Annotated in this window: 17 protein-coding genes and 1 pseudogene; 8 read left to right on the forward strand and 10 right to left on the reverse strand. The window is 71.3% G+C overall.

The genetic code is table 11. The annotated features are described in order from the left end of the window. Positions 1–88: 88 nt before the first annotated feature. Positions 89–1,129 carry a peptidoglycan-binding domain-containing protein gene (locus NW895_RS05640; protein ID WP_289934187.1) on the reverse strand — a complete coding sequence of 347 codons (1,041 nt, stop codon included), beginning with the start codon at positions 1,127–1,129 and terminating at the stop codon, positions 89–91. Positions 1,130–1,309: 180 nt separating this feature from the next. Here NW895_RS05640 and NW895_RS05645 point away from each other — a divergent pair, with 180 nt between their 5' ends. Further along, complete coding sequence (locus tag NW895_RS05645; RefSeq protein ID WP_289934188.1) at positions 1,310–3,352, forward strand: MFS transporter; 2,043 nt, start codon at positions 1,310–1,312, stop codon at positions 3,350–3,352. A gap of 32 nt (positions 3,353–3,384) precedes the next feature. Here the strand turns inward: NW895_RS05645 and NW895_RS05650 are convergent, their stop codons facing one another. Continuing rightward, a complete protein-coding gene (locus NW895_RS05650; protein WP_289934189.1) occupies positions 3,385–3,879 on the reverse strand; it encodes a GNAT family N-acetyltransferase in 495 nt (164 codons plus the stop codon). A 201-nt stretch (positions 3,880–4,080) separates the two neighbouring features. Here NW895_RS05650 and NW895_RS05655 point away from each other — a divergent pair, with 201 nt between their 5' ends. Both NW895_RS05655 and NW895_RS05660 read left to right on the forward strand, forming a co-directional pair. Further along, on the forward strand, positions 4,081–4,752 hold the full coding sequence (locus NW895_RS05655; protein WP_289934190.1) for a hypothetical protein: 672 nt from the start codon (positions 4,081–4,083) through the stop codon (positions 4,750–4,752). Between the two features lie 5 nt (positions 4,753–4,757). Further along, the gene (locus NW895_RS05660; protein WP_289934191.1) at positions 4,758–5,228 is read left to right on the forward strand and encodes a hypothetical protein; all 471 of its coding nucleotides are present in this window, start codon (positions 4,758–4,760) and stop codon (positions 5,226–5,228) included. A gap of 14 nt (positions 5,229–5,242) precedes the next feature. Here NW895_RS05660 and NW895_RS05665 read toward each other — a convergent pair whose 3' ends face one another. Next, positions 5,243–5,650 (reverse strand): DUF1992 domain-containing protein, encoded by a 408-nt coding sequence (locus NW895_RS05665; RefSeq protein ID WP_289934192.1) that lies wholly within the window; start codon positions 5,648–5,650, stop codon positions 5,243–5,245. A gap of 123 nt (positions 5,651–5,773) precedes the next feature. On the opposite strand from NW895_RS05665, the gene NW895_RS05670 reads away from it, so the two are divergent. Next, positions 5,774–6,166: a hypothetical protein gene (locus NW895_RS05670; RefSeq protein WP_289934193.1), complete on the forward strand. Its 393-nt coding sequence runs from the start codon at positions 5,774–5,776 to the stop codon at positions 6,164–6,166. Between the two features lie 12 nt (positions 6,167–6,178). Here the strand turns inward: NW895_RS05670 and NW895_RS05675 are convergent, their stop codons facing one another. Together NW895_RS05675 and proP are read right to left on the reverse strand one after the other, a co-directional pair. Beyond that, positions 6,179–6,850 carry an O-methyltransferase gene (locus tag NW895_RS05675; RefSeq protein WP_289934194.1) on the reverse strand — a complete coding sequence of 224 codons (672 nt, stop codon included), beginning with the start codon at positions 6,848–6,850 and terminating at the stop codon, positions 6,179–6,181. A 378-nt stretch (positions 6,851–7,228) separates the two neighbouring features. Next, positions 7,229–8,608, reverse strand: coding sequence for a glycine betaine/L-proline transporter ProP (proP, locus tag NW895_RS05680; protein WP_289934195.1), 1,380 nt, complete (start codon positions 8,606–8,608; stop codon positions 7,229–7,231). Between the two features lie 361 nt (positions 8,609–8,969). Between proP and NW895_RS05685 the strand changes: the two genes are divergently transcribed. Then, positions 8,970–10,967 (forward strand): bifunctional glycosyltransferase 87/phosphatase PAP2 family protein, encoded by a 1,998-nt coding sequence (locus NW895_RS05685; RefSeq protein ID WP_289934805.1) that lies wholly within the window; start codon positions 8,970–8,972, stop codon positions 10,965–10,967. Positions 10,968–11,166: 199 nt separating this feature from the next. Beyond that, positions 11,167–12,510, forward strand: coding sequence for a glycosyltransferase family 39 protein (locus NW895_RS05690; RefSeq protein ID WP_289934196.1), 1,344 nt, complete (start codon positions 11,167–11,169; stop codon positions 12,508–12,510). On the opposite strand, the gene NW895_RS05695 is transcribed toward NW895_RS05690, so the two are convergent. Next, positions 12,485–13,732, reverse strand: coding sequence for a cytochrome P450 (locus NW895_RS05695; RefSeq protein WP_289934197.1), 1,248 nt, complete (start codon positions 13,730–13,732; stop codon positions 12,485–12,487). The genes NW895_RS05690 and NW895_RS05695 overlap by 26 nt on opposite strands. 191 nt (positions 13,733–13,923) lie before the next feature. On the opposite strand from NW895_RS05695, the gene NW895_RS05700 reads away from it, so the two are divergent. Beyond that, a complete protein-coding gene (locus tag NW895_RS05700; protein ID WP_289934198.1) occupies positions 13,924–15,093 on the forward strand; it encodes a steroid 3-ketoacyl-CoA thiolase in 1,170 nt (389 codons plus the stop codon). On the opposite strand, the gene NW895_RS05705 is transcribed toward NW895_RS05700, so the two are convergent. Together NW895_RS05705 and NW895_RS05710 are read right to left on the reverse strand one after the other, a co-directional pair. Further along, a complete protein-coding gene (locus NW895_RS05705) occupies positions 15,077–15,286 on the reverse strand; it encodes a DUF397 domain-containing protein (RefSeq protein ID WP_289934199.1) in 210 nt (69 codons plus the stop codon). The genes NW895_RS05700 and NW895_RS05705 overlap by 17 nt on opposite strands. Beyond that, positions 15,246–16,094: a helix-turn-helix transcriptional regulator gene (locus NW895_RS05710; protein WP_289934200.1), complete on the reverse strand. Its 849-nt coding sequence runs from the start codon at positions 16,092–16,094 to the stop codon at positions 15,246–15,248. Before NW895_RS05710 ends, NW895_RS05705 begins: the two co-directional genes overlap by 41 nt. Positions 16,095–16,240: 146 nt before the next feature. Here NW895_RS05710 and NW895_RS05715 point away from each other — a divergent pair, with 146 nt between their 5' ends. Then, the gene (locus tag NW895_RS05715; protein ID WP_289934806.1) at positions 16,241–16,642 is read left to right on the forward strand and encodes an ATP-binding protein; all 402 of its coding nucleotides are present in this window, start codon (positions 16,241–16,243) and stop codon (positions 16,640–16,642) included. A gap of 75 nt (positions 16,643–16,717) precedes the next feature. On the opposite strand, the pseudogene NW895_RS05720 reads toward NW895_RS05715, so the two are convergent. Continuing rightward, positions 16,718–16,943: pseudogene (locus NW895_RS05720) on the reverse strand (DUF664 domain-containing protein); the annotation flags it as partial. 28 nt (positions 16,944–16,971) lie between these two features. Beyond that, positions 16,972–18,459 carry a penicillin-binding protein 2 gene (locus NW895_RS05725; RefSeq protein WP_289934201.1) on the reverse strand — a complete coding sequence of 496 codons (1,488 nt, stop codon included), beginning with the start codon at positions 18,457–18,459 and terminating at the stop codon, positions 16,972–16,974. Positions 18,460–18,467 lie beyond the last annotated feature (8 nt).

The following is an 18,467-nucleotide window of genomic DNA, read 5'->3' on the forward strand; positions in this document are numbered from 1 at the left end:
GGCGGCAGCCCCCGGACGAGGCCGGCTGCGACGCCGGGTGACGCGTCACCCGGGCGGCACCGTCACCGTCGGCTCGGCGAGTGCCGCGTCACGGTTCCTCGGTCTCCGACTCCAGCCGCTTCCGCGTCTCCTTCCCGTACACACCGAGTTCCTTCTGGTCGACGCCACGCGACCACTGGTAGTTGCGGAGGGCGTCCTCGACCCGCTGGCCGAACTCGCCGTCGGGCTCGTCGCTGTAGAGGTACACCTGGCTCAGGCGCAACTGGAGTTCGGTGACCTCGGGGCCGCGGTCGCCGCGCCGCAGCACGGGGATGGCGTTCTGGCGGGCGTTCCCGGGGTCCTCCGCGGAGGCGGTGGGGGCGGGGGAGGTCGGGGTCCCCGTCGGTTCCGCCGACCGGGACGGTGTGGGTGAGGCACTGGTCGCCGACGGGGACGGCGACGAGGGCGACGGGCTCGCACCGGCCGCCGGGGGCGGCGGCGCGGCGGTGGGCCGCGCGGACGGCGTGCTCGGGGCGGCCGGTTCCGCCGAGGGCGCGCTGGTCGACGGGTCCGGGACGCCGGCCCGTATGTCCTCCGGCAGCGCGGTGTCCCGTGACGGTGCCTCGTAGGAGAAGAGCCCGCTCGCGTACCCGGCCGCCGCCACCACGGCGACGACGGCCCCCGCCGCGCTCAGCAGCGCACCGCGTCGCCGACGGGCCGGCTCCTCGCCGGTGCCGGTGCCGGTGCCGTCCGGGCCCGGCGTGGCGCGGCCGGGCTCCGTGGTCTCGAACAGGCGCAGATCGGTGGTGCTGGGGTCGTTCGCCGGGGGCGCAAGGGGGGTGGGAAGCACGGAGGTCGCCTCCGCGTCCGGCGCCTGTGGACCGACGGCCCGCAACGGCATGGTGGCGTCCGGCTCCGGCGAGGGCCGCGACGGGGACGCCGGGGAGGTCTTCGGGGGCTCGCCCCCGCCGTCCAGTTCCACGTACGGCCGTATCCGCAGCGGATCGAAATCCTCCGCGACCGCCGCCTCCGCCTCACGCGCGTCGCGCAGGGCCTCGGACGCGCGCAGTGTGCAGCCGCAGGACGGGGTGTTGTCGGCGCCCCTGGGCGCCCCGCACTCCGGGCACTGGTGCCCCTGCCGTTCCGTCACGTCCTCGTCCCTCCCCTCGCGACCTCCAGAGATTATGCAGATCTTCTCCACACCTTGGGGCGGAAGCCCCCGGAATACCGGCTTCCAACAGGACTCAACAGGCCAGAACTGGACACACCGGCCACCATGGGAGTGTCACAAGAGGGACGGGAGGCCTGGATGGCCGGGGAAGCGCGCGGTATGACGGACCCTGTGCGTGACGCACCACGACCGCCCACCGACGCTCAGGAGCACGTGCCCGGCAACGTCCTCGTCTCGATCGGCGCCCTGCTCCTCGGCATGCTGCTCGCCGCACTCGACCAGACCATCGTGTCGACCGCGCTGCCCACCATCGTCAGCGATCTCGGCGGCATGGAGCACCTGTCCTGGGTGGTCACCGCGTATCTGCTGGCCTCGACGGCCGCGACCCCTCTGTGGGGGAAGCTCGGCGACCAGTACGGGCGCAAGCGGCTGTTCCAGACCGCGATCGTGATCTTCCTGGTCGGCTCGGCGCTGTGCGGCACGGCGCAGGACATGCCGCAGCTGATCGCCTTCCGGGCCGTGCAGGGCCTGGGCGGCGGCGGGCTGATGGTGCTGTCGATGGCGATCGTCGGCGACCTCGTCCCGCCCCGCGAGCGCGGCCGGTACCAGGGACTGTTCGGCGCGGTCTTCGGGGCGACGAGCGTCCTCGGGCCGCTGCTCGGCGGGCTGTTCACCCAGCACCTCAGCTGGCGCTGGGTCTTCTACGTCAACCTGCCCGTCGGCCTCGTCGCGCTCGCCGTCATCGCGGCGGTCCTGCGCATCCCGCGCAAGGCCACACGGCACGTCATCGACTACCTCGGCACCCTCCTCATCGCCTCCGTCGCCACCTGCCTGATCCTGGTCACCTCCCTCGGCGGCACCACCTGGGGCTGGGGATCGGCGCAGATCATCGGGCTCGCGGTCCTGGGGGTCGTCCTCGCCGTCGCCTTCGTGGCCGTGGAGCGCGGGGCGGCCGAGCCCGTGCTGCCGCTCAAACTCTTCCGCATCCGCACCTTCACGCTCTCCGCCGTGATCAGCTTCATCGTCGGCTTCGCCATGTTCGGCGCGCTGACCTACCTGCCGACCTTCCTGCAGGTCGTGCAGGGCGTGAGCCCGACCCTGTCCGGCGTGCACATGCTGCCGATGGTGCTCGGCATGCTGCTGTCGTCGACCGCCTCCGGGCAGATCGTCAGCCGCACCGGCCGCTGGAAGGTGTTCCCGATCGCCGGGACCGGCGTCACCACCCTCGGCCTGCTCCTGCTGCACCAACTCGACGAGAACAGCTCGACCGCCGAGATGAGCGGGTTCTTCTTCGTCTTCGGCCTCGGGCTCGGCCTGGTCATGCAGGTCCTGGTCCTCATCGTGCAGAACGCCGTGTCGTACGAGGACCTGGGCGTCGCCACCTCCGGCGCGACCTTCTTCCGCTCCATCGGCGCGTCCTTCGGCGTCGCCGTCTTCGGCACCGTCTTCGCGGGCCGCCTCGACGACAAACTCGCCGACGCCTTCCGCGGCACCCGGCTCCCGCCCGGCATCTCGGTGGACAGCCTGGAGGCCGACCCGCGCGGCATCGCCGCCCTGCCGCCGGGCCTGCGCCCCTCGGCACTGCACGCGTACGCCGCGTCCATCACCGACGTCTTCCTGTACGCCGCCCCCGTCGCCCTTCTCGGCTTCGTGCTGGCCTGGCTCCTGAAGGAGGACCGGCTGCGCGGCTCGGTCACCGCACCCGACCTCACCGAGACGCTCGCCAGCAACCCGGTGGAGCGGTCGTCGTACGACGAGGTGTGCCGCGCCCTGTCGGTGCTCGGCACCCGGGAGGGGCGGCGCGAGATCTACCGGACGGTCACCGAACGCGCGGGCTACGACCTGCTGCCCGCGGCGAGCTGGCTGGTGCTGCGGATCAAGAGGCACGGCTCGGTGGAACCGGCCGTGCTCGCCGATCGCACCCCCGTCCCGCTGCACAGCATCATCGAGGCCGTCCGGCAGGTCGAGGAGCGGCACCTGGCCTACCGTGTGGGCCTCGACCTCTTCCTGACCGACGAGGGCCACGAGGTCGCCGACCGGCTGGCCCGGGCCCGCGAGGACTCCCTCGCCGAACTCCTCGGCGACTGGTGGGGACCGGACCGGCCCACCGACCTGGTGCAACTGGTCAAGGAACTGACCGACGAGCTGTGCGGCTCGGAACGGGAACGCCCCCACGACGGCCGCCCGGTGAGGCGCATCTGAGCCGTGCGGCGCCCTGAGGGTCTGTCGGGCCCCTACCGCGCCAGCCGCTTGCCGAACCAGTGCTCGGCGTAGGGGCTGTCGTTGTACGGGCCGGTCTCCGTGTAACCGAGGCGGGCGTACAGGGCGCGGGCCTCCACGAGGTCGGTACGGGTGTCGAGGACGATCCGGTCGGCGCCGAGCGCGCGGGCCGTGCCCTCGGCGGCCTCGACGAGCAGCGCTGCGCCGCCCTTGCCGCGCAGCGCCTCGTGCAGGAACACCCGGGTGAGCTCGGCGGTGGCGTCGTCCAGCAGCCGTACGCCCGCGGTACCGGCCGGCTCGCCCGCGTACCGGGCGACCAGCAGCTGCCCCCGGGGCGGGGCGAGGTCGGCGCCGGTGTCGGCGGCGATCTCCCGTTCCAGCTCGGCGGGGTCGGTCCGCCGCCCTTCGTGCCGCAGGTACCAGCGGTCGCTGACCTCCGTGTAGTAGGCACGCCAGAGGGCTGCGGCGGTGGGGGAGTCGTACGGTTCCGGGCTGATCGTCCAGGTCATGACCGGCATTCTCGGAAGACGCCCTACCGGGCGCGCAACCGAATATGGGTGACCTCCGGCGAGTCCGGCGCACGACGTGCGCCGGCACTGTCGGCCCCCGGTCCGGGCCCCGGCGCCGTTTGAGGGCGCCCTCCCGGGCTACCCGGCCACGGAACCGGCCCGTACGGAGAGCCGGTTGGGTCGAAAACCCGGAAGGCATTCATGTCCACAGGCTGGATCATCGCTCTGATCGTGATCGTGGCGGCCGTTCTCCTCGTCGCGGCCGCACTGACCCTGCGCTCCCGGGGCGCACAGCGCGGCCCGGGCCTGAAGAGGCGCTTCGGACCCGAGTACGACCGGGCCCTGGCCCGGCACGACGGGGACGCCAAGGCCGCCGAGCGTGAACTCGCCGAGCGCGTGGAGCGCCACGGCTCCCTGCGCGAACGGCCGCTGGAGCCCGCCGAGCGCGAGCGGTTCGAGGCACGCTGGACGGCCGCCCAGGAGCGCTTCGTCGACTCCCCGCACGAGGCGGTCGCCGAGGCGGACCGGCTGCTCGCGGAGCTGGCCGGAGCCCGGGGCTTCCCCGACGGCGGGCAGTACGAGGAGCAGCTCGCCGCGCTGTCGGTGCACCACGCCCACCACGTCAACGGCTACCGGCGCGTGCACCGCGTCTCACGCGCGTACATGACCGGCGCCCAGGACGGCGGCGCGGGCACGGAGGAGATGCGCGAGGCCATGGTCGAGGCCCGGGCCCTCTTCGACGAGCTGATGCGCCCCGCCCGGCACAACGGCGGAGAGCACCGCGTCGGCGTGGGCGGCGGCGAACGGCGGGCCCATGCTCGCGGCCAGCACGCGCCGTGGGCGTTCAACCGGCACCACCCGAAGGAGAGTTGAGGCGCATGTCCGATGTGACCCGGCCGCCCGGTGGCGCACCCGCCGAGCGCGGCCAGAACGCCCCCGACGCCCGCGGCGAGACGGCACTGGGCACCAGCCCCGTGACCGCCGCCGAGAGCCGCACCGGCCCGCGTGACACCCGAGGCGGCGACGCCTCCGCCCCGCACACGGGCGGCACCGCGGGCACCCGGCTGCTTCCGCAGGAGGAGTGCGACAAGCTCGGCCTGCGCCTGCAGCACGCGGTCTCCGGATTCGTCGACGGGCCGCGCGACGCCGTCGAGGAGGCCGACCACGTCCTGGAGGAACTCGCCTCCCGCTTCACGGACGCGGTCACGCAGCGGCGCCGCACCCTGCGGATGTCCTGGCAGTCCGCCGACGCGGGCGGCGGCAAGTCCGTGACCGGCGCCGACACCGAACAGCTCCGTCTCGCCCTGCGCGACTACCGCGAGCTGGCGGACCGGCTGCTGCACATCTGACCGCCACACACGCGCTACCGCGCCGCCCGGCGCTCCCGCCACTGACGTACGACCTCTTCGACGTCGTACGGCTTCAGACCCAGCGGGGGGCCGGGCGGCGGCTTGTACATCATGTCGCGGATCCGGACGTTGAGGTCCTCCACGATCTTCCGCACGATCCGCTCGGAGGGGGCGGCGGCAGCCGCCTCCAGCGCGTCCTCGGCCTCCTTGCGCAGGGCCAGCGTCGGCGGCAGGACCGAGACGCCCTCGCGGGCCATCTTCCGCTTGATCCACCACAGTTCGTCGTACGACGCGTCCACCTCGCTCGGCAGCGGTTTGCCCGCCCCCGGCAGCCGGTCGAACTCTCCGCGTGCCTTCGCGTCCCGGATCTGCTTGTCGACCCACGACCCGAAGTCGACGCCGGGTGGCTTTCGCTCGGTCATGCGGCCATTGTGCCGGACGCCGTGCTGCCGGGCGATTTATCATTCGGCGGCGGTGCGCCAATCCGGCCGCCGTGCACGGCCGTTCCCCGGCCGGCGTACCAGGACGTTTCAGGAGGAGCGCACGTGCTCGAACTCACCATGGCCGCCGTGTCAGCGGCGGACGAGGGTGCCACGGCCGGCATGCTCATGGCCGACGCGCCCAGCGAGCCGGGCGCCGTGCTCCGGGTGGGCCGGGACAAGTCCGTCTGCCGGCTGGCGACACCCGACGACTGGCTGTTCGTCTCCCGGGTCCACCTGGAGTTCCTGTGCGGCCCCGACGGGACCTGGCAGCTGACCTGGCTGCGCGGCTCGCAGACCGATCCCTCGTCCGAGGTCCGGCTGACGGTCGGGGAGTACACGCAGCCCGTCGCCTACGGCGGGACGGTGCCGCTGCCGAGAGGTGGCAGCGGCGAGATCGTCGTCCTGGACCGCACCGGCCCGCGCAGCGTCAACGTCGGCTTCTACCACGAGGTGTAGCCCCGGCGGAAGCTATGCCAGGACGCGGGCCAGCGCGAAGCCGTCGTAGCCCTTGCCGCCGACCGTCTGGATCGCCGTGCCGCTCAACCTCGGGTGGCTGCCGATCAGTTCGATGGCGGCGCGGGTGCCCTCGATGTCCGGCTCGGTGCTGCCCGCGTCGGCCACCCGGCCGCCGCGGACCACGTTGTCGACGATGATCAGGCTGCCCGTGCTGGTGAGCTTCAGGGCCCACTCGACGTAGTGCGGGTTGTTGGCCTTGTCGGCGTCGATGAAGACCAGGTCGAAGGGCGGCGGGTTCTCGTCGGCGAGCTTGGGCAGCGACTCCAGGGCCGGGCCGACCCTCACCTCGACGAGCTTGTCCAGGCCCGCGCGGGCGATGTTGCGGGTGGCGACCTCGGCGTGCTTGGGGTTGTACTCCAGGGAGATCAGACGGCCGTCGGCGGGCAGGGCACGGCCCAGCCAGATGGCGCTGTAGCCGCCGAGCGTGCCGATCTCCAGGATGTGCCGGGCGCCCTGCGCCTGGGCGAGCAGCTGGAGCAGCTTGCCCTGGGGCGCGGTGACGTTGACGGGCGGGAGCTCGGCGGCTTCGCTGTCGCGCAGGGCGGCCTCAAGGGCGTCATCGTGCGGCGTGAGGTGGGTGGTGAAGTAGTCATCGACGTCGTCCCAGAGCTGCGACTCGCTCATTACTCCTGTACCTCTCCGTCCGTCTAGTTAGCGTTCCTAACTAGGTGCGCTAACGAACATAGTCGCGCCCCGGTCCCATTGTCAGCGCCATTCGCGTCGGCGTGTTCCGCGACGGAGCACCGTCGGCGTGCTGAACGTCCCGGTGCCGACGGCTTGCCCGGCGTCGCGGTGCCCGGGTGGGGATGCGCGGCCCGGCGCGACGGGGTGCCGCTGCGCCCACCCGTGCCGCCCCAGCGGCACGACTGCCCGCAGCGGCGGCGGCTGAGCGCGTACCCCCACTCACCCGCCCGCCCACGGCCCCGACCCACCACCCACCCGTAGGCGCAACGCGAACCCCCACCCACCCGCGCAGGCCGCCGCAGGCATCCGCAGGCACCGTTACCGGCGTTCGACCGAAGGCGCCGCCCCCGGCAGCGGACGGCCCGCGGACTCGGCCATGAACCACACCGCCACGCCACCGACCACGGCCGCGGCCATCATGTAGTACGCGGGCATCATCATGTTGCCCGTGGCCCCGATCAGCGCCGTCACCACCAGCGGCGTCGTGCCGCCGAAGAGCGAGACGGACACGTTGAAGCCGATCGACAGGGAGCCGTAGCGAACCCTCGTCGGGAACAGGGCCGGCAGTGCCGACGGCATCGCCGAGGTGAAGCACACCAGGAGCAGCCCCAGGGCGGCCATACCGAGCCCCACGGCAAGCAGACTGCCCTCACGGATCAGCAGTAGCGCCGGAATCGACAGGACCAGGAAGCCCACGCAGCCCGCCGCGATGACCGGCCGCCGGCCCACCCGGTCCGTCAGCGCGCCCGCGAAGGGCTGGACCAGCATCATCAGCGCCATGACCGCCAGCACGACCAGCAGTCCGTGCGTCTCGTCGTACTTGAGCTCACTGGTCAGATAGCTCGGCATGTACGACAGCAGCATGTAGTCGGTGACGTTGAAGACCAGCACCAGGCCCATGCACAGCAGCAGCGCCTTCCACTGACCCACGATCATCTCGCGCAGCGGCACCCTCGGCCGAGCCGTCTCCGCCTTCTCGACCTCCGCCGCGAACGCCGGCGTCTCCTCCAGCCGCAGCCGCAGATACAGGCCGATGATGCCCATCGGGCCCGCGATCAGGAACGGAATCCGCCAGCCCCAGGACGTCAGGTCCTCGGAGGACAGCAGGGCCGTCATCAGCGTCACCAGACCGGCGCCCCCGATGTACCCGGCCAGGGTGCCGAACTCCAGCCAGCTGCCGAGGAAGCCGCGCCGCTTGTCGGGCGCGTACTCGGCGATGAACGTGGACGCGCCGGCGTACTCACCGCCGGTGGAGAATCCCTGCACCAGGCGGGCGGCCAGCAGCAGGATCGGCGCGCCCACGCCGATGGTCGCGTACGACGGGATCAGACCGATCGCGAACGTGCCCGCCGCCATCATGATCATGGTCAGCGCCAGGACCTTCTGACGGCCGACGCGGTCACCGAGCGGGCCGAAGACCATGCCGCCGAGCGGGCGGACCAGGAACGCCGCGGCGAAGGCGCCGAACGTGGAGAGCAGCTGGGCGGTCGGGTTCCCCGAGGGGAAGAAGACCTTGCCCAGGGTCACCGCGATGTAGCTGTAGACACCGAAGTCGAACCACTCCATCGCGTTGCCGAGCGCGGCCGCCTTCACGGCACGCCGGACCAGCGCGGAGTCGGTGACGGTGGCCTGGGCGGCCTTCGCGGGGGACGAGAGGGGTGTGGGGGGCTGGGGAGAAGCGACTGTCGCAGCCGACAAGACTTCGCTCGCCACCTTTCGACGGGGACAGGGACGCGGCCCGTGCGGCGGCGCTGTCGCCGGACCGAAAAGCGACCTTAGGCGCAGAGTTGCCCCTTACACCCGGTACGCCGATAGTTGCACAGTGCACGAAAACAGCGTGCACGCAGGGTCGTATGCCCGGTCAGGACGACGATTTCCACGATCCGGATGTGATCCATCTCGCGTCCCGGAGAGACAACCCCGCCCCGCCCGCACTATCGTCATTCGGACAAAAGGGGTCAATGGGGCGAACGGGGCGGGAGGCCAACGAGGAGTGGCGAACGCGAAACGCAGGGGGCGACCGGCGGAGGCGCTCGGAGCGACGACCGCCGGGGCGGCGCTGGCCGGCGCGACAGCGGTCGGCGCGGCCGGAGCGCGCCTGCGCGTGGCGCGGCTCGGCCTGTGGCTGATCGCCACGATCCTCGCCGTTCGGCAGCTGGCCGTCGTCCTCGGCACCCCGCGGGGCGAACGACTGACCGATCTGGAGACCTGGGTCGGCCCGGACGGCGTCCTGCACGTCGAGGGCTCGCTGTACGACTCCACGCGCTTCACCGGCACCCCCTTCGGCGGCCTGGTCCTCAAACCGCTCACCCGTGCCGCCGAGGAGGCCCTCGGCTGGGGCTGGACCTTCGGCACGCTGCTGCTGGTCGTCGCCCTGGGCCTGGTCGCCGCCCGTGCCCTGCCGCCGTCCGTGGGCCGCCGCACCTCACTCCTCGCCGCGCCCGTCGCCGTCAGCCTGCTGATGCTGTCGCTGCCGGTCCGCACCACCCTGTGGCTCGGCCAGACCAGCATCATCCCGGTCCTGCTCGTCCTGCTGGGCTGCTTCACCGTCCGTGGCCAGCGCGCCGGCGGCCTGCTGATCGGCGTGGCCGCCGCGCTCCAGCCGCCCCTCCTGCTGCTCGCCCCCCTGCTGTGGTTCACCGGCCGCCACAAGGCCGCTCTGTCCACCGGCGTCACGTTCGCCGCCTGCACCGCACTCGCCTGGGTCGCGATGTCCCAGGACTCCTACACGTACTGGGTGCACCACATGGCGGGCGTCGGCCTGGGCGGAGAGGCCGACGCCCTCGCCAACCAGTCCCTGCACGGCGCCCTGCTCCGCGCCGGCCTGACAGGTCCCCCGGAGGTCGCCCTCTTCCTCGCGCTCGGCACGACCGCCGCCGCCCTCGGCCTGCGCCGCGCCGTGCGCTACGCCCGCGACGGCCAGCTGCTGCTCGCGGTCGCGATCACCGGCTGCGCGGCGATCGCCATCTCGCCCACCGCCTGGCAGCACCAGCTGCTGTGGGTGCTGCTCACGGCCGTCGGCAGGGTCGGCAGACGCGCCGGTGACCGGTACGTGTGGCCGGTCGCCGTCGTCCTGGTCATGACGCTGCCCGCGCGGTGGATGCTGCCGGACAAGGCGGTGGTGGGGCCGCTCACCGACAACCTGGTGCTCGTCTCGGCCCTCGCCGCCGCCACCGCCGTACCGTTCCTGTCCCGCACCTCGCCCTTCTATCAGTCCCCGATCCCCACCCAGTGCGCCACCCCGGCCCCGGCCCGCCTCGGGAACGTGCCGCTGCTGCCGTTCCTGCGGCGCGTCCTCACCCGTCCGAACCTGCTCCTGGAACTGCTGCTGATCCGGGTCACCTACGCCGTCTACCAGCAGATCCGCATCGCCGCGACCGGTGACCGCGGCACCGCCGAGCACCACGGACGCGAGATCCACGCGCTGGAGAAGCGGCTGTCCGTCGACATCGAGCACTGGGTCAACCACGCCGTGGTGCGGACGGACTGGCTGCGGGGCTTCTTCGACTTCTACTACGCGTCGTTCCACTTCGTCGTCCCGCTGACCGTCCTCGCCGTGCTCTACGTCCGCCGCCCCGTGGACTACCGGTGGGCGCGCAGCGCGCTGGGCCTCGCCACCCTGCTCGGGCTGCTGGGCTTCTGGCTCTACCCGCTGGCCCCGCCGCGCCTGATGCCGGGACTGGGCTTCATCGACACGGTGCACGGCGTGCAGGACTTCTCCCGGCCGGGCTACGGCGCGATGACCGACGTCACCAACCAGTACGCGGCCATGCCGTCCCTGCACTTCGGCTGGTCCCTGTGGTGCGGCATCGTGATCGTGGTGCTGGCCCGCAGGTGGTGGGTGAAGGCCCTGGGCACGCTGCACCCGCTGTTCACCGTCTCCGCGATCGTGGCGACCGCCAACCACTGGGTGCTCGACGCGGTGGGCGGTGCCCTCGTGGTCGGGGCGGGTTTCGGGCTGGTGTACGTGTTCTCGGGGCCGCGCCCGGCCGCCGTGAGCGGCACCGTCGTGGCGGCCCCGGAAGAGTCCAGGGGCTCCGTCGGCGCCGGTCGGTGAGGAGGAGACCATCGGCTCGCGAGCGGACGCCGTACGGGCGTCGGACACGGCGGGCGACGAGGCCCGGCGGAGCGGGAACCTGCCCGGCCGTCCCCGGCTCGGCACCGCCACCGCCGCCGTCGCTGCCGTCGCTGCCGTCGTCGTACCGGCGCTCGTCGCCACGGCACTGGGGCTGTGGGGGATCGAGCGGCAGGACAGCATGTGGCGCGACGAGTCGGTCACGTACCAGGTGGCCCATCGTTCGCTCGGTGACCTGTGGGCGCTGCTCGGCCGCATAGACGCGGTGCACGGCCTGTACTACCTGCTCATGCACGGCGTGTTCGCCCTCTGGGACGGTGGGCTGGTCGCGCTGCGCCTGCCGTCGGTGGCGGCGACGGCCCTGGCCGCCGCCGGCGTCGGGGCGATCGGCCACCGGCTGGCCGGGGCGCGCGCCGGTCTGTCGGCGGGGCTGGTCTTCGCCGTGCTGCCGGTCGTGCAGGAGTTCGCCCAGGAGGGCCGTTCGTACGCGCTGGTCTGCGCGGGCGTCACCTGGGCGACGTACGCCTTCCTGCGGGCCCTGGACACGGGGCGGGCGCGCTGGTGGACGGCGTACGCGCTGCTGCTCGCACTGGCCTGCTGGCTGCACGAGTTCGCCGGACTGGCCCTGCTCGCGCACGGCCTCACCCTGTGGCGGCAGCGTGTGCCTCGGGCGACCTGGCGGCGCTGGGGCGCGGCGGCGGCCGGGGTGGCGGTGAGCGTGCTGCCGCTGGCCCTGTTCAGCGCCGGGCAGTCCGAACGCCAACTGGGCTGGCTCGGACGCCCCGGCGTGGCCCTGTGGCTCCAGTTCCTGACGATCTCGGCGGCCGGCGCGCTCCTGGCCTGGCTGCTGACCCGCCGCTCCGGGGGCGCGAGCCGTCGTCTGGTGACCCTCGCCCTGCCGATGCTCGTCGCCCCTGCCGGGCTGCTGATGGTCGTTTCCCTGGTCAAGCCGTGGTACGTCGAGCGGTACGTCCTGTACGGCATGACCGGACTGGCCCTGCTGGCCGGGGCCGCGCTGGACCGGGCGATCGCCCACCGGGACCGGCTCGTGCCCGCCACCCGAGCCCTGACGGCCTGTCTGCTCGCGGCGGCGGCGGTGGCCGTGCTGCTGCCGTGGTCGTCGCTGGTCCGCTCGCCGGAGAGCCGCAAGGACGATGTCGTCGCCGTCGCCCACGCGGTCGAGAAGGCGGCGCGGCCGGGTGACGGTGTCCTGTTCATGCCGGCCCGGCGCCGCGAGTGGCTGATGTCCTTCCCGGACGTCTACGCGCGCGTGGACGACCTGGCCCTGGCAGGGTCCCCGACCGCCTCGGACACCCTCCAGGGCACCGAACTCCCCGCCGACGGCCTCCGGCGCCGCCTGCTCGCCGCCGACCGCGTCATCGCCCTGACCGACCCGCCCGGCCAGCCCCTCGACCCCTTCCCGCAGGAGGTGGTCAAGCGCCGGGTCCTGAAGACGTCCTTCCAGGTCTGCGACCGCACAGCGGTACGTGGCGCTCAGATCATCGTGTACGCCCGCCGGTGCTGACCCGGAGCTCCTTCACCCCGTTGATCCAGGCGGAGCGCAGCCGGCGCGGGTCGCCGGCCGGCTCGATGTGCGGCATGGCGTCGGCGACGGCGTTGAAGATGAGGTCGATCTCCAGCACCGCCAGGGACTTGCCGAGGCAGTAGTGCGGCCCGCCGCCACCGAAGCCGAGGTGGGGGTTGGGGTCCCGGGTGATGTCGAAGGCGTCCGGGCTGTCGAACACCTCGGGATCATGGTTCGCGGAGGCGTAGAACAGCCCCACCCGGTCGCCCTTGCGGATCTGCTTGCCGCCGAGCTCGGTGTCCTGCGTCGCCGTGCGCTGGAAGGCGGCGACCGGGGTGGCCCAGCGGACGATCTCCTCCGCCGCCGTCGCCGGGCGCTCCGCCTTGTACAGCTCCCACTGCTCGGGGTGTGTGAGGAAGGCGTGCATGCCGTGGGTGATGGCGTTACGGGTGGTCTCGTTGCCGGCGACGGCCAGCATCAGCACGAAGAAGCCGAACTCGTCGGAGCCGAGGTTGCCCTCGTCCTCCGCCGCCACCAGCCGCGTGACGATGTCCTCGGCCGGGCACTGCTTGCGGTCGGCGGCCATGTTCATCGCGTAGGCGATGATCTCGGTGGCCGACTCCCGGCCGATCTCCGCCGTGATGGCGTACTCCGGGTCGTCGTACGCGATCATCTTGTTGGACCAGTCGAAGATCTTGGCCCGGTCCTCCTGCGGCACGCCGATCAGCTCGGCTATGGCCTGCAGGGGCAGTTCGCAGGCGACCTCGGTGACGAAGTCGAAGGGCCCGGAGTGGCCGAGGGCGCCCCGGGCGATGGCGTGGGCGCGGGCGCGCAGCCGTTCCTCCAGCGCGCGGATGGCCCGGGGCGTGAAACCGCGCTGCACGATCTGCCGGACACGGGTGTGCTCCGGCGGGTCCATGTTGAGCAGGATGAGCCGCTGGGCGTCGATCGCGTCCCGCTCGATGTGCTCGTTGAAGCGGATGATCGCCGTGTTGAGGTACGACGAGAACAGCTCCGGGTGGGTGGACACGTACCTGACGTCCGCGTGCCGGGTCACGGCCCAGTACCCCTCGTCCTGGAAGCCGGCGAGGCCCGCGGGCTGGGGGATCCAGCGGACCGGTTCGGCCCGGCGCAGCTCGGCGAACTCGGGCAGGGGCACGCGGTGGTGCAGCAGATCGGGGTCGGTGAAGTCGAACCCGTCGGGCAGCGCTGGACAGGGCATCGGCAGCTCCAGCCATCTGACGGTTCATCAGGATTCGGGCTGCCGTGACGGTAGTAACGGGTTCTACAAGTAGCAAGAGACGTGAACTCCTCAATTGCCCGCACGGCTCTTGCGGACAGTGAGGCCCCGTCAGCAGACTGCACACAGAACTAGAACGCGTACTAGTTCCCTCACGGAGAGGACCCGCACCCATGGCCGCCGAACCCGTGATCGTCGAAGCCGTACGCACGCCCATCGGCAAGCGCGGCGGAGCGCTCGCCAACCTGCACCCCGCCTACCTCCTGGGCGAGACCTACCGCGAGCTCCTCGGCCGTACCGGCATCCCGGCCGACTGCGTCGAGCAGATCGTCGGCGGCACGGTCACCCACGCCGGCGAACAGTCCATGAACCCGGCGCGCACGGCCTGGCTGACCATGGGCCTGCCGTACGAGACGGCGGCGACCACGGTCGACTGCCAGTGCGGGTCCTCGCAGCAGGCCTCCCACATGGTGGCCAACATGGTCGCGGCCGGGGTCATCGACGTGGGGATCAGCTGCGGGGTCGAGTCGATGTCCCGGGTGCCGCTGGGATCGGGGTCCAAGCACGGGCCGGGCAAGCCGTTCCCCGACGAGTGGAACGTGGACCTGCCGAACCAGTTCGAGGCGGCGGAGCGGATCGCCCGCCATCGCGGCCTGACGCGGGAGGACGCCGACTCGCTGGGGCTGCTCTCGCAGGAGCGGGCCGCGAACGCCTGGGCGGAGGAGCGGTTCAAACGGGAGACGTTCGCCGTGCAGGTGCCGACCACGGAGGAGGAGCAGTACGCCGGTCAGGGCATGTGGCGGCTCGTCGACCGGGACGAGGGGCCCCGGGACACGTCCATGGAGGCGTTGGGGGGCCTCAAGCCGATCATGCCGAGGGCCGTGCACACGGCGGGCAACTCCTCGCAGATCAGCGATGGCGCGGCGGCGATCATGTGGGCGTCGAAGCGGATGGCGCGGGCGCTGAAGCTGCGGCCGAGGGCACGGATCGTGGCCCAGGCCCTGGTCGGCGCCGACCCGCACTTCCACCTGGACGGCCCGATCGACGCGACGCGGGCGGTGCTGGGCAAGGCCGGGATGTCCCTGAAGGACATCGACCTCGTGGAGATCAACGAGGCGTTCGCGTCGGTGGTGCTGAGCTGGACGCGGGTGTTCGAGCAGGACCTGGAGAAGGTGAACGTGAACGGGGGCGCGATCGCGCTGGGTCACCCCGTGGGGGCGACCGGAGCGCGCCTTATCACGACCGCCTTGCATGAACTGGAGCGGGCGGACAAGGAGTTCGCGCTGGTGACGATGTGCGCCGGTGGCGGGTTGGCCACCGGGACGATCATTCAGCGGTTGTAGCCGAGGTCCAGGTGAGGAAGGTGGCGAAGGTGGCGGGGGCGATGGTGAGGATCGGCCCCGCCGGGGTTTTGGAGTCGCGGATGGCGATGGTGGTGTGGGGGGTTTCGGCAATCTCGACGCAGTTGCCCCCCTGGTCGCCGCTGTAGCTGGACTTACGCCACCGGATCCCCGTCAGCCTGGCGTTGTTCCCCATAGCGTTCCTCCATCACGCGTCGCATCAGCTCCGCTGAGTCTCTGAGGGAGAGGGCGGCAGCTTGAAGATGATCGTAACGGAGCGAGCAGTTCTTGACGGTGTCCGGGTTGGCGGTGGGATGGCCGCTGCCGTACCCCTCCGTGTAGAGGATGGTCGGGTCGCTCGCAAAGCGGTAGACGTCGAACGAGCCTTGCATCCCCGCGTGCGCTCCAGCTGAGAACGGCAGGACCTGGATGTTGACCTTGGGGTTGTCTTCGAAAGACAACAGATGCTCCAGTTGTCCCCGCATGGTCTCCGGCCCGCCGATCTCCTGGTACAGCGCGGCCTCACTGAGAACCGCCCAGAACACCGGCGGATCCTCCTTTTCGAAGATGCTCTGGCGGGCAAGCCGCACGGCGGTGCGGTCGTCGAGGTTGTCCTTGTCCAGCGCGCCGAGCACAGCACGGGCGTACGCCGGGGTCTGGAGGAGGCCGTGAACCATGTGGGTCTCGAAGGCGCAGATTTCGATGGCCCGCGCCTGTAGCTCCGCCACCTGCTGAAACCAAGCCGGAAGTTGGCTGCGCAGCACCAGAATGACGAGCCGGGACAGCAACCCGCCCGTCCCCAGCGCCGCGTCCGCCCGTTCGCTGAACTCCGGCGTCGGCAGCTTCCGGGCCGTTTCGATCTGGCCGACCAGCGACCCGGTGTAGTTGATGATGTCCCCGAGCTGTTTCTGGGTCAGCCCGGCTGCCTCCCGGTACCGCCGCAGCTCGTAGCCGTAGTAGTCCAGCGGCGAGGCGCCCGGGTCGAGGACGTTGATGTGGGTCACGCAGAGCCCCCTCTCGCACAACTCGGCCCACTCCAGGACCGGTTGTATCCGTTCGGTAGCCCAGAGTAGTCACGGCAGGCCAACCTCGTGGCGTGAACGAACACATTCCCCCCACTCTCGTGTGGCCCGTCGCCCGTCAGTACTCCATGCGCCTCACCGTGGGCGAGCACTCGGCGCGGCACATCCGCCGTATCGTCCGCTCGTACCTGGGCGAGTGGGAGCTGACCGAGCTGACGGACGCCGTCGAACTGGGCGTGACCGAACTGCTCGCCAATGTGGTACGCCATGTCCCGGACCGCCGCTGCCGGCTGCTGTTGCTGCGGCAGACGGAGGGGGTCCGGGTGGAGGTGGCGGACGGCTGTCCTGAACTCCCCGCCATGCCAGCGGAGTTGTCCCTGGACGCCGAGGGCGGCCGGGGTCTCGTGCTGCTGGACGCGGTGGTCGACAAGTGGGGCGTGGATCCGCAGGGCGGGGGAGGGAAGACGGTGTGGTTCGAGTGCCGGGCGGGAATCCAGCACTACGACCTGCCGGCCTTGGGGGACGCATAACGCAGCCCTGATGGGAGGTGTCGTGGCCGTATCCTGCAGGAGTCTCTGAGGACGTGCGCGATCCGTGACCACCGCGCCGAATTCCCGCGCCACGCGCACCAGCCGGCTGTGGTGGTCACGCCACCCTTCCTGATCACCCGTCGATGAGCTCGCGCCCGATGTCGGCGTGGCCGGCGTGCCGTTGTGTGTGGGAGAGCACCCGGACCGGGACGTGGTTCACAGTCACCTCGCGTCGCCCCTCCGGCCACCAGGGGACCTGGCCGGTCGCGTCGAGTGCGAGCGCCGCGATCGTGCCGTCCGAGTCCGCGTTCGGTTCGGCGGTCACGGCGTCAGCCTTGCAGAACCGCTTGCATGACGCTGCGGGCGATCGGCGCTCCGAGGCTTCCGCCGGAAATGGCCTCGCGGGAGATGTCCATGTCTGTCGGGTCGATGAAGACCGCCACCGCCACGGACTTTCCCTTCGCGTTCTTGCCGTAGGAGACGAACCATCCGTAGGGAACCTGATCCGAGACGTTGACGCCCCGCTGCGCGGTTCCCGTCTTTCCGCCGACCGTGATTCCGTCGATCTGCGCGCGGCGTGCACTGCCCTCCCGGGCGGTGAATTCCATCATCTCCCGGACGCTTTGCGCCGTCTCCGCCGAAACCGACTCGCTCATGACGACGGGCTCCGTCTTCTCCAGCGCCGTGAGGTCCGGTCCGCGAACTTCGTCGACGATGTACGGCTGCATCAGCTTCCCGTCGTTGGCCAATGCGGCGGTCACCATGGCCATCTGCAGCGGAGTGGAGGTGAGACTGCCCTGGCCCATGCCGGTGAGCGCGGTGCCGGGCTTGTCGAGGTCGCTCGGGTACAGACTCTTCGTGCCCCTCAGGTCACCGAGTTCGGCCGAGTACACGTCCTCGTTGAAACCGAACTTCTCCGCCGTCTCCCGCATCTTCTCGGCACCGAGTTTGCTGGCCAGATCGAGGAAGACGTTGTTGCAGGAATACTGCATCGCGGTCTTCACGGAAGCCTTGTTGCAGACGCCGTCGCCGGCCTCGCTGCCGATCTTGTTGGTGGACTGGGGCAGTTGGTAGGGGGAGGGGGCGTTCGTCGGAGCGTCGATGTCCGTGACGATTCCGTTCTCCAGGGCCGCTGCCGCCGTGACGATCTTGAAGGTGGATCCTGGGGGGTAGGTCTCCCGCAACGGGCGGTTGGCCATGGGCTTGCGCTTGTCCTTGACGAGCGCCAGGTAGCGCTTCGACTCCTTGAACGTGTTGCCGGCGAACACGGAAGGGTCGTAGGACGGAGCCGACACCAGGGACAGCACCTTGCCGGTGCTGGGCTCCAGAGCCACCACGGCGCCGCGCGCGCCCTTGAGGTCGGTGAGGCCCTTGTAAGCGGCCTTCTGCGCTTTCGGGTCGATCGTGGTCAGCACGGAACCGGCGCGACGCCCCTTGCCCGACACGATGTCGGCGACACGCTGGAACGCAAGGCTGTCGTCCTGACCGCTGAGAATGCCGTCATAGGTGTTTTCCAGGAGCGTCATACCGTTGGACTGGGACGCGTAACCCGTTACCGGCGCATACATGGCCCCGTCCGCATAGGTGCGCTTCCACCTCAGCTCCGCACCGGGAACCTCCTGCGCGCCGGTGACGGGCTTGCCCCCGACCACGATGTCGCCACGAGGTGTGGCATACCGCTCGATGGCGACCCGCCGGTTCTCCGGGTCGGTGGCCAGATCATCGGCGTCTCCGAACTGAAGCCAGTTCGCCCGCAGGAGGAGAGCCAGCATCATCAGTCCGCAGAAGATCGCCACCCGCCTTGACGGCCGGTTCATCGCGATCT

Source organism: Streptomyces sp. S.PNR 29, from assembly GCF_030386795.1.
GTDB lineage: Bacteria > Actinomycetota > Actinomycetes > Streptomycetales > Streptomycetaceae > Streptomyces.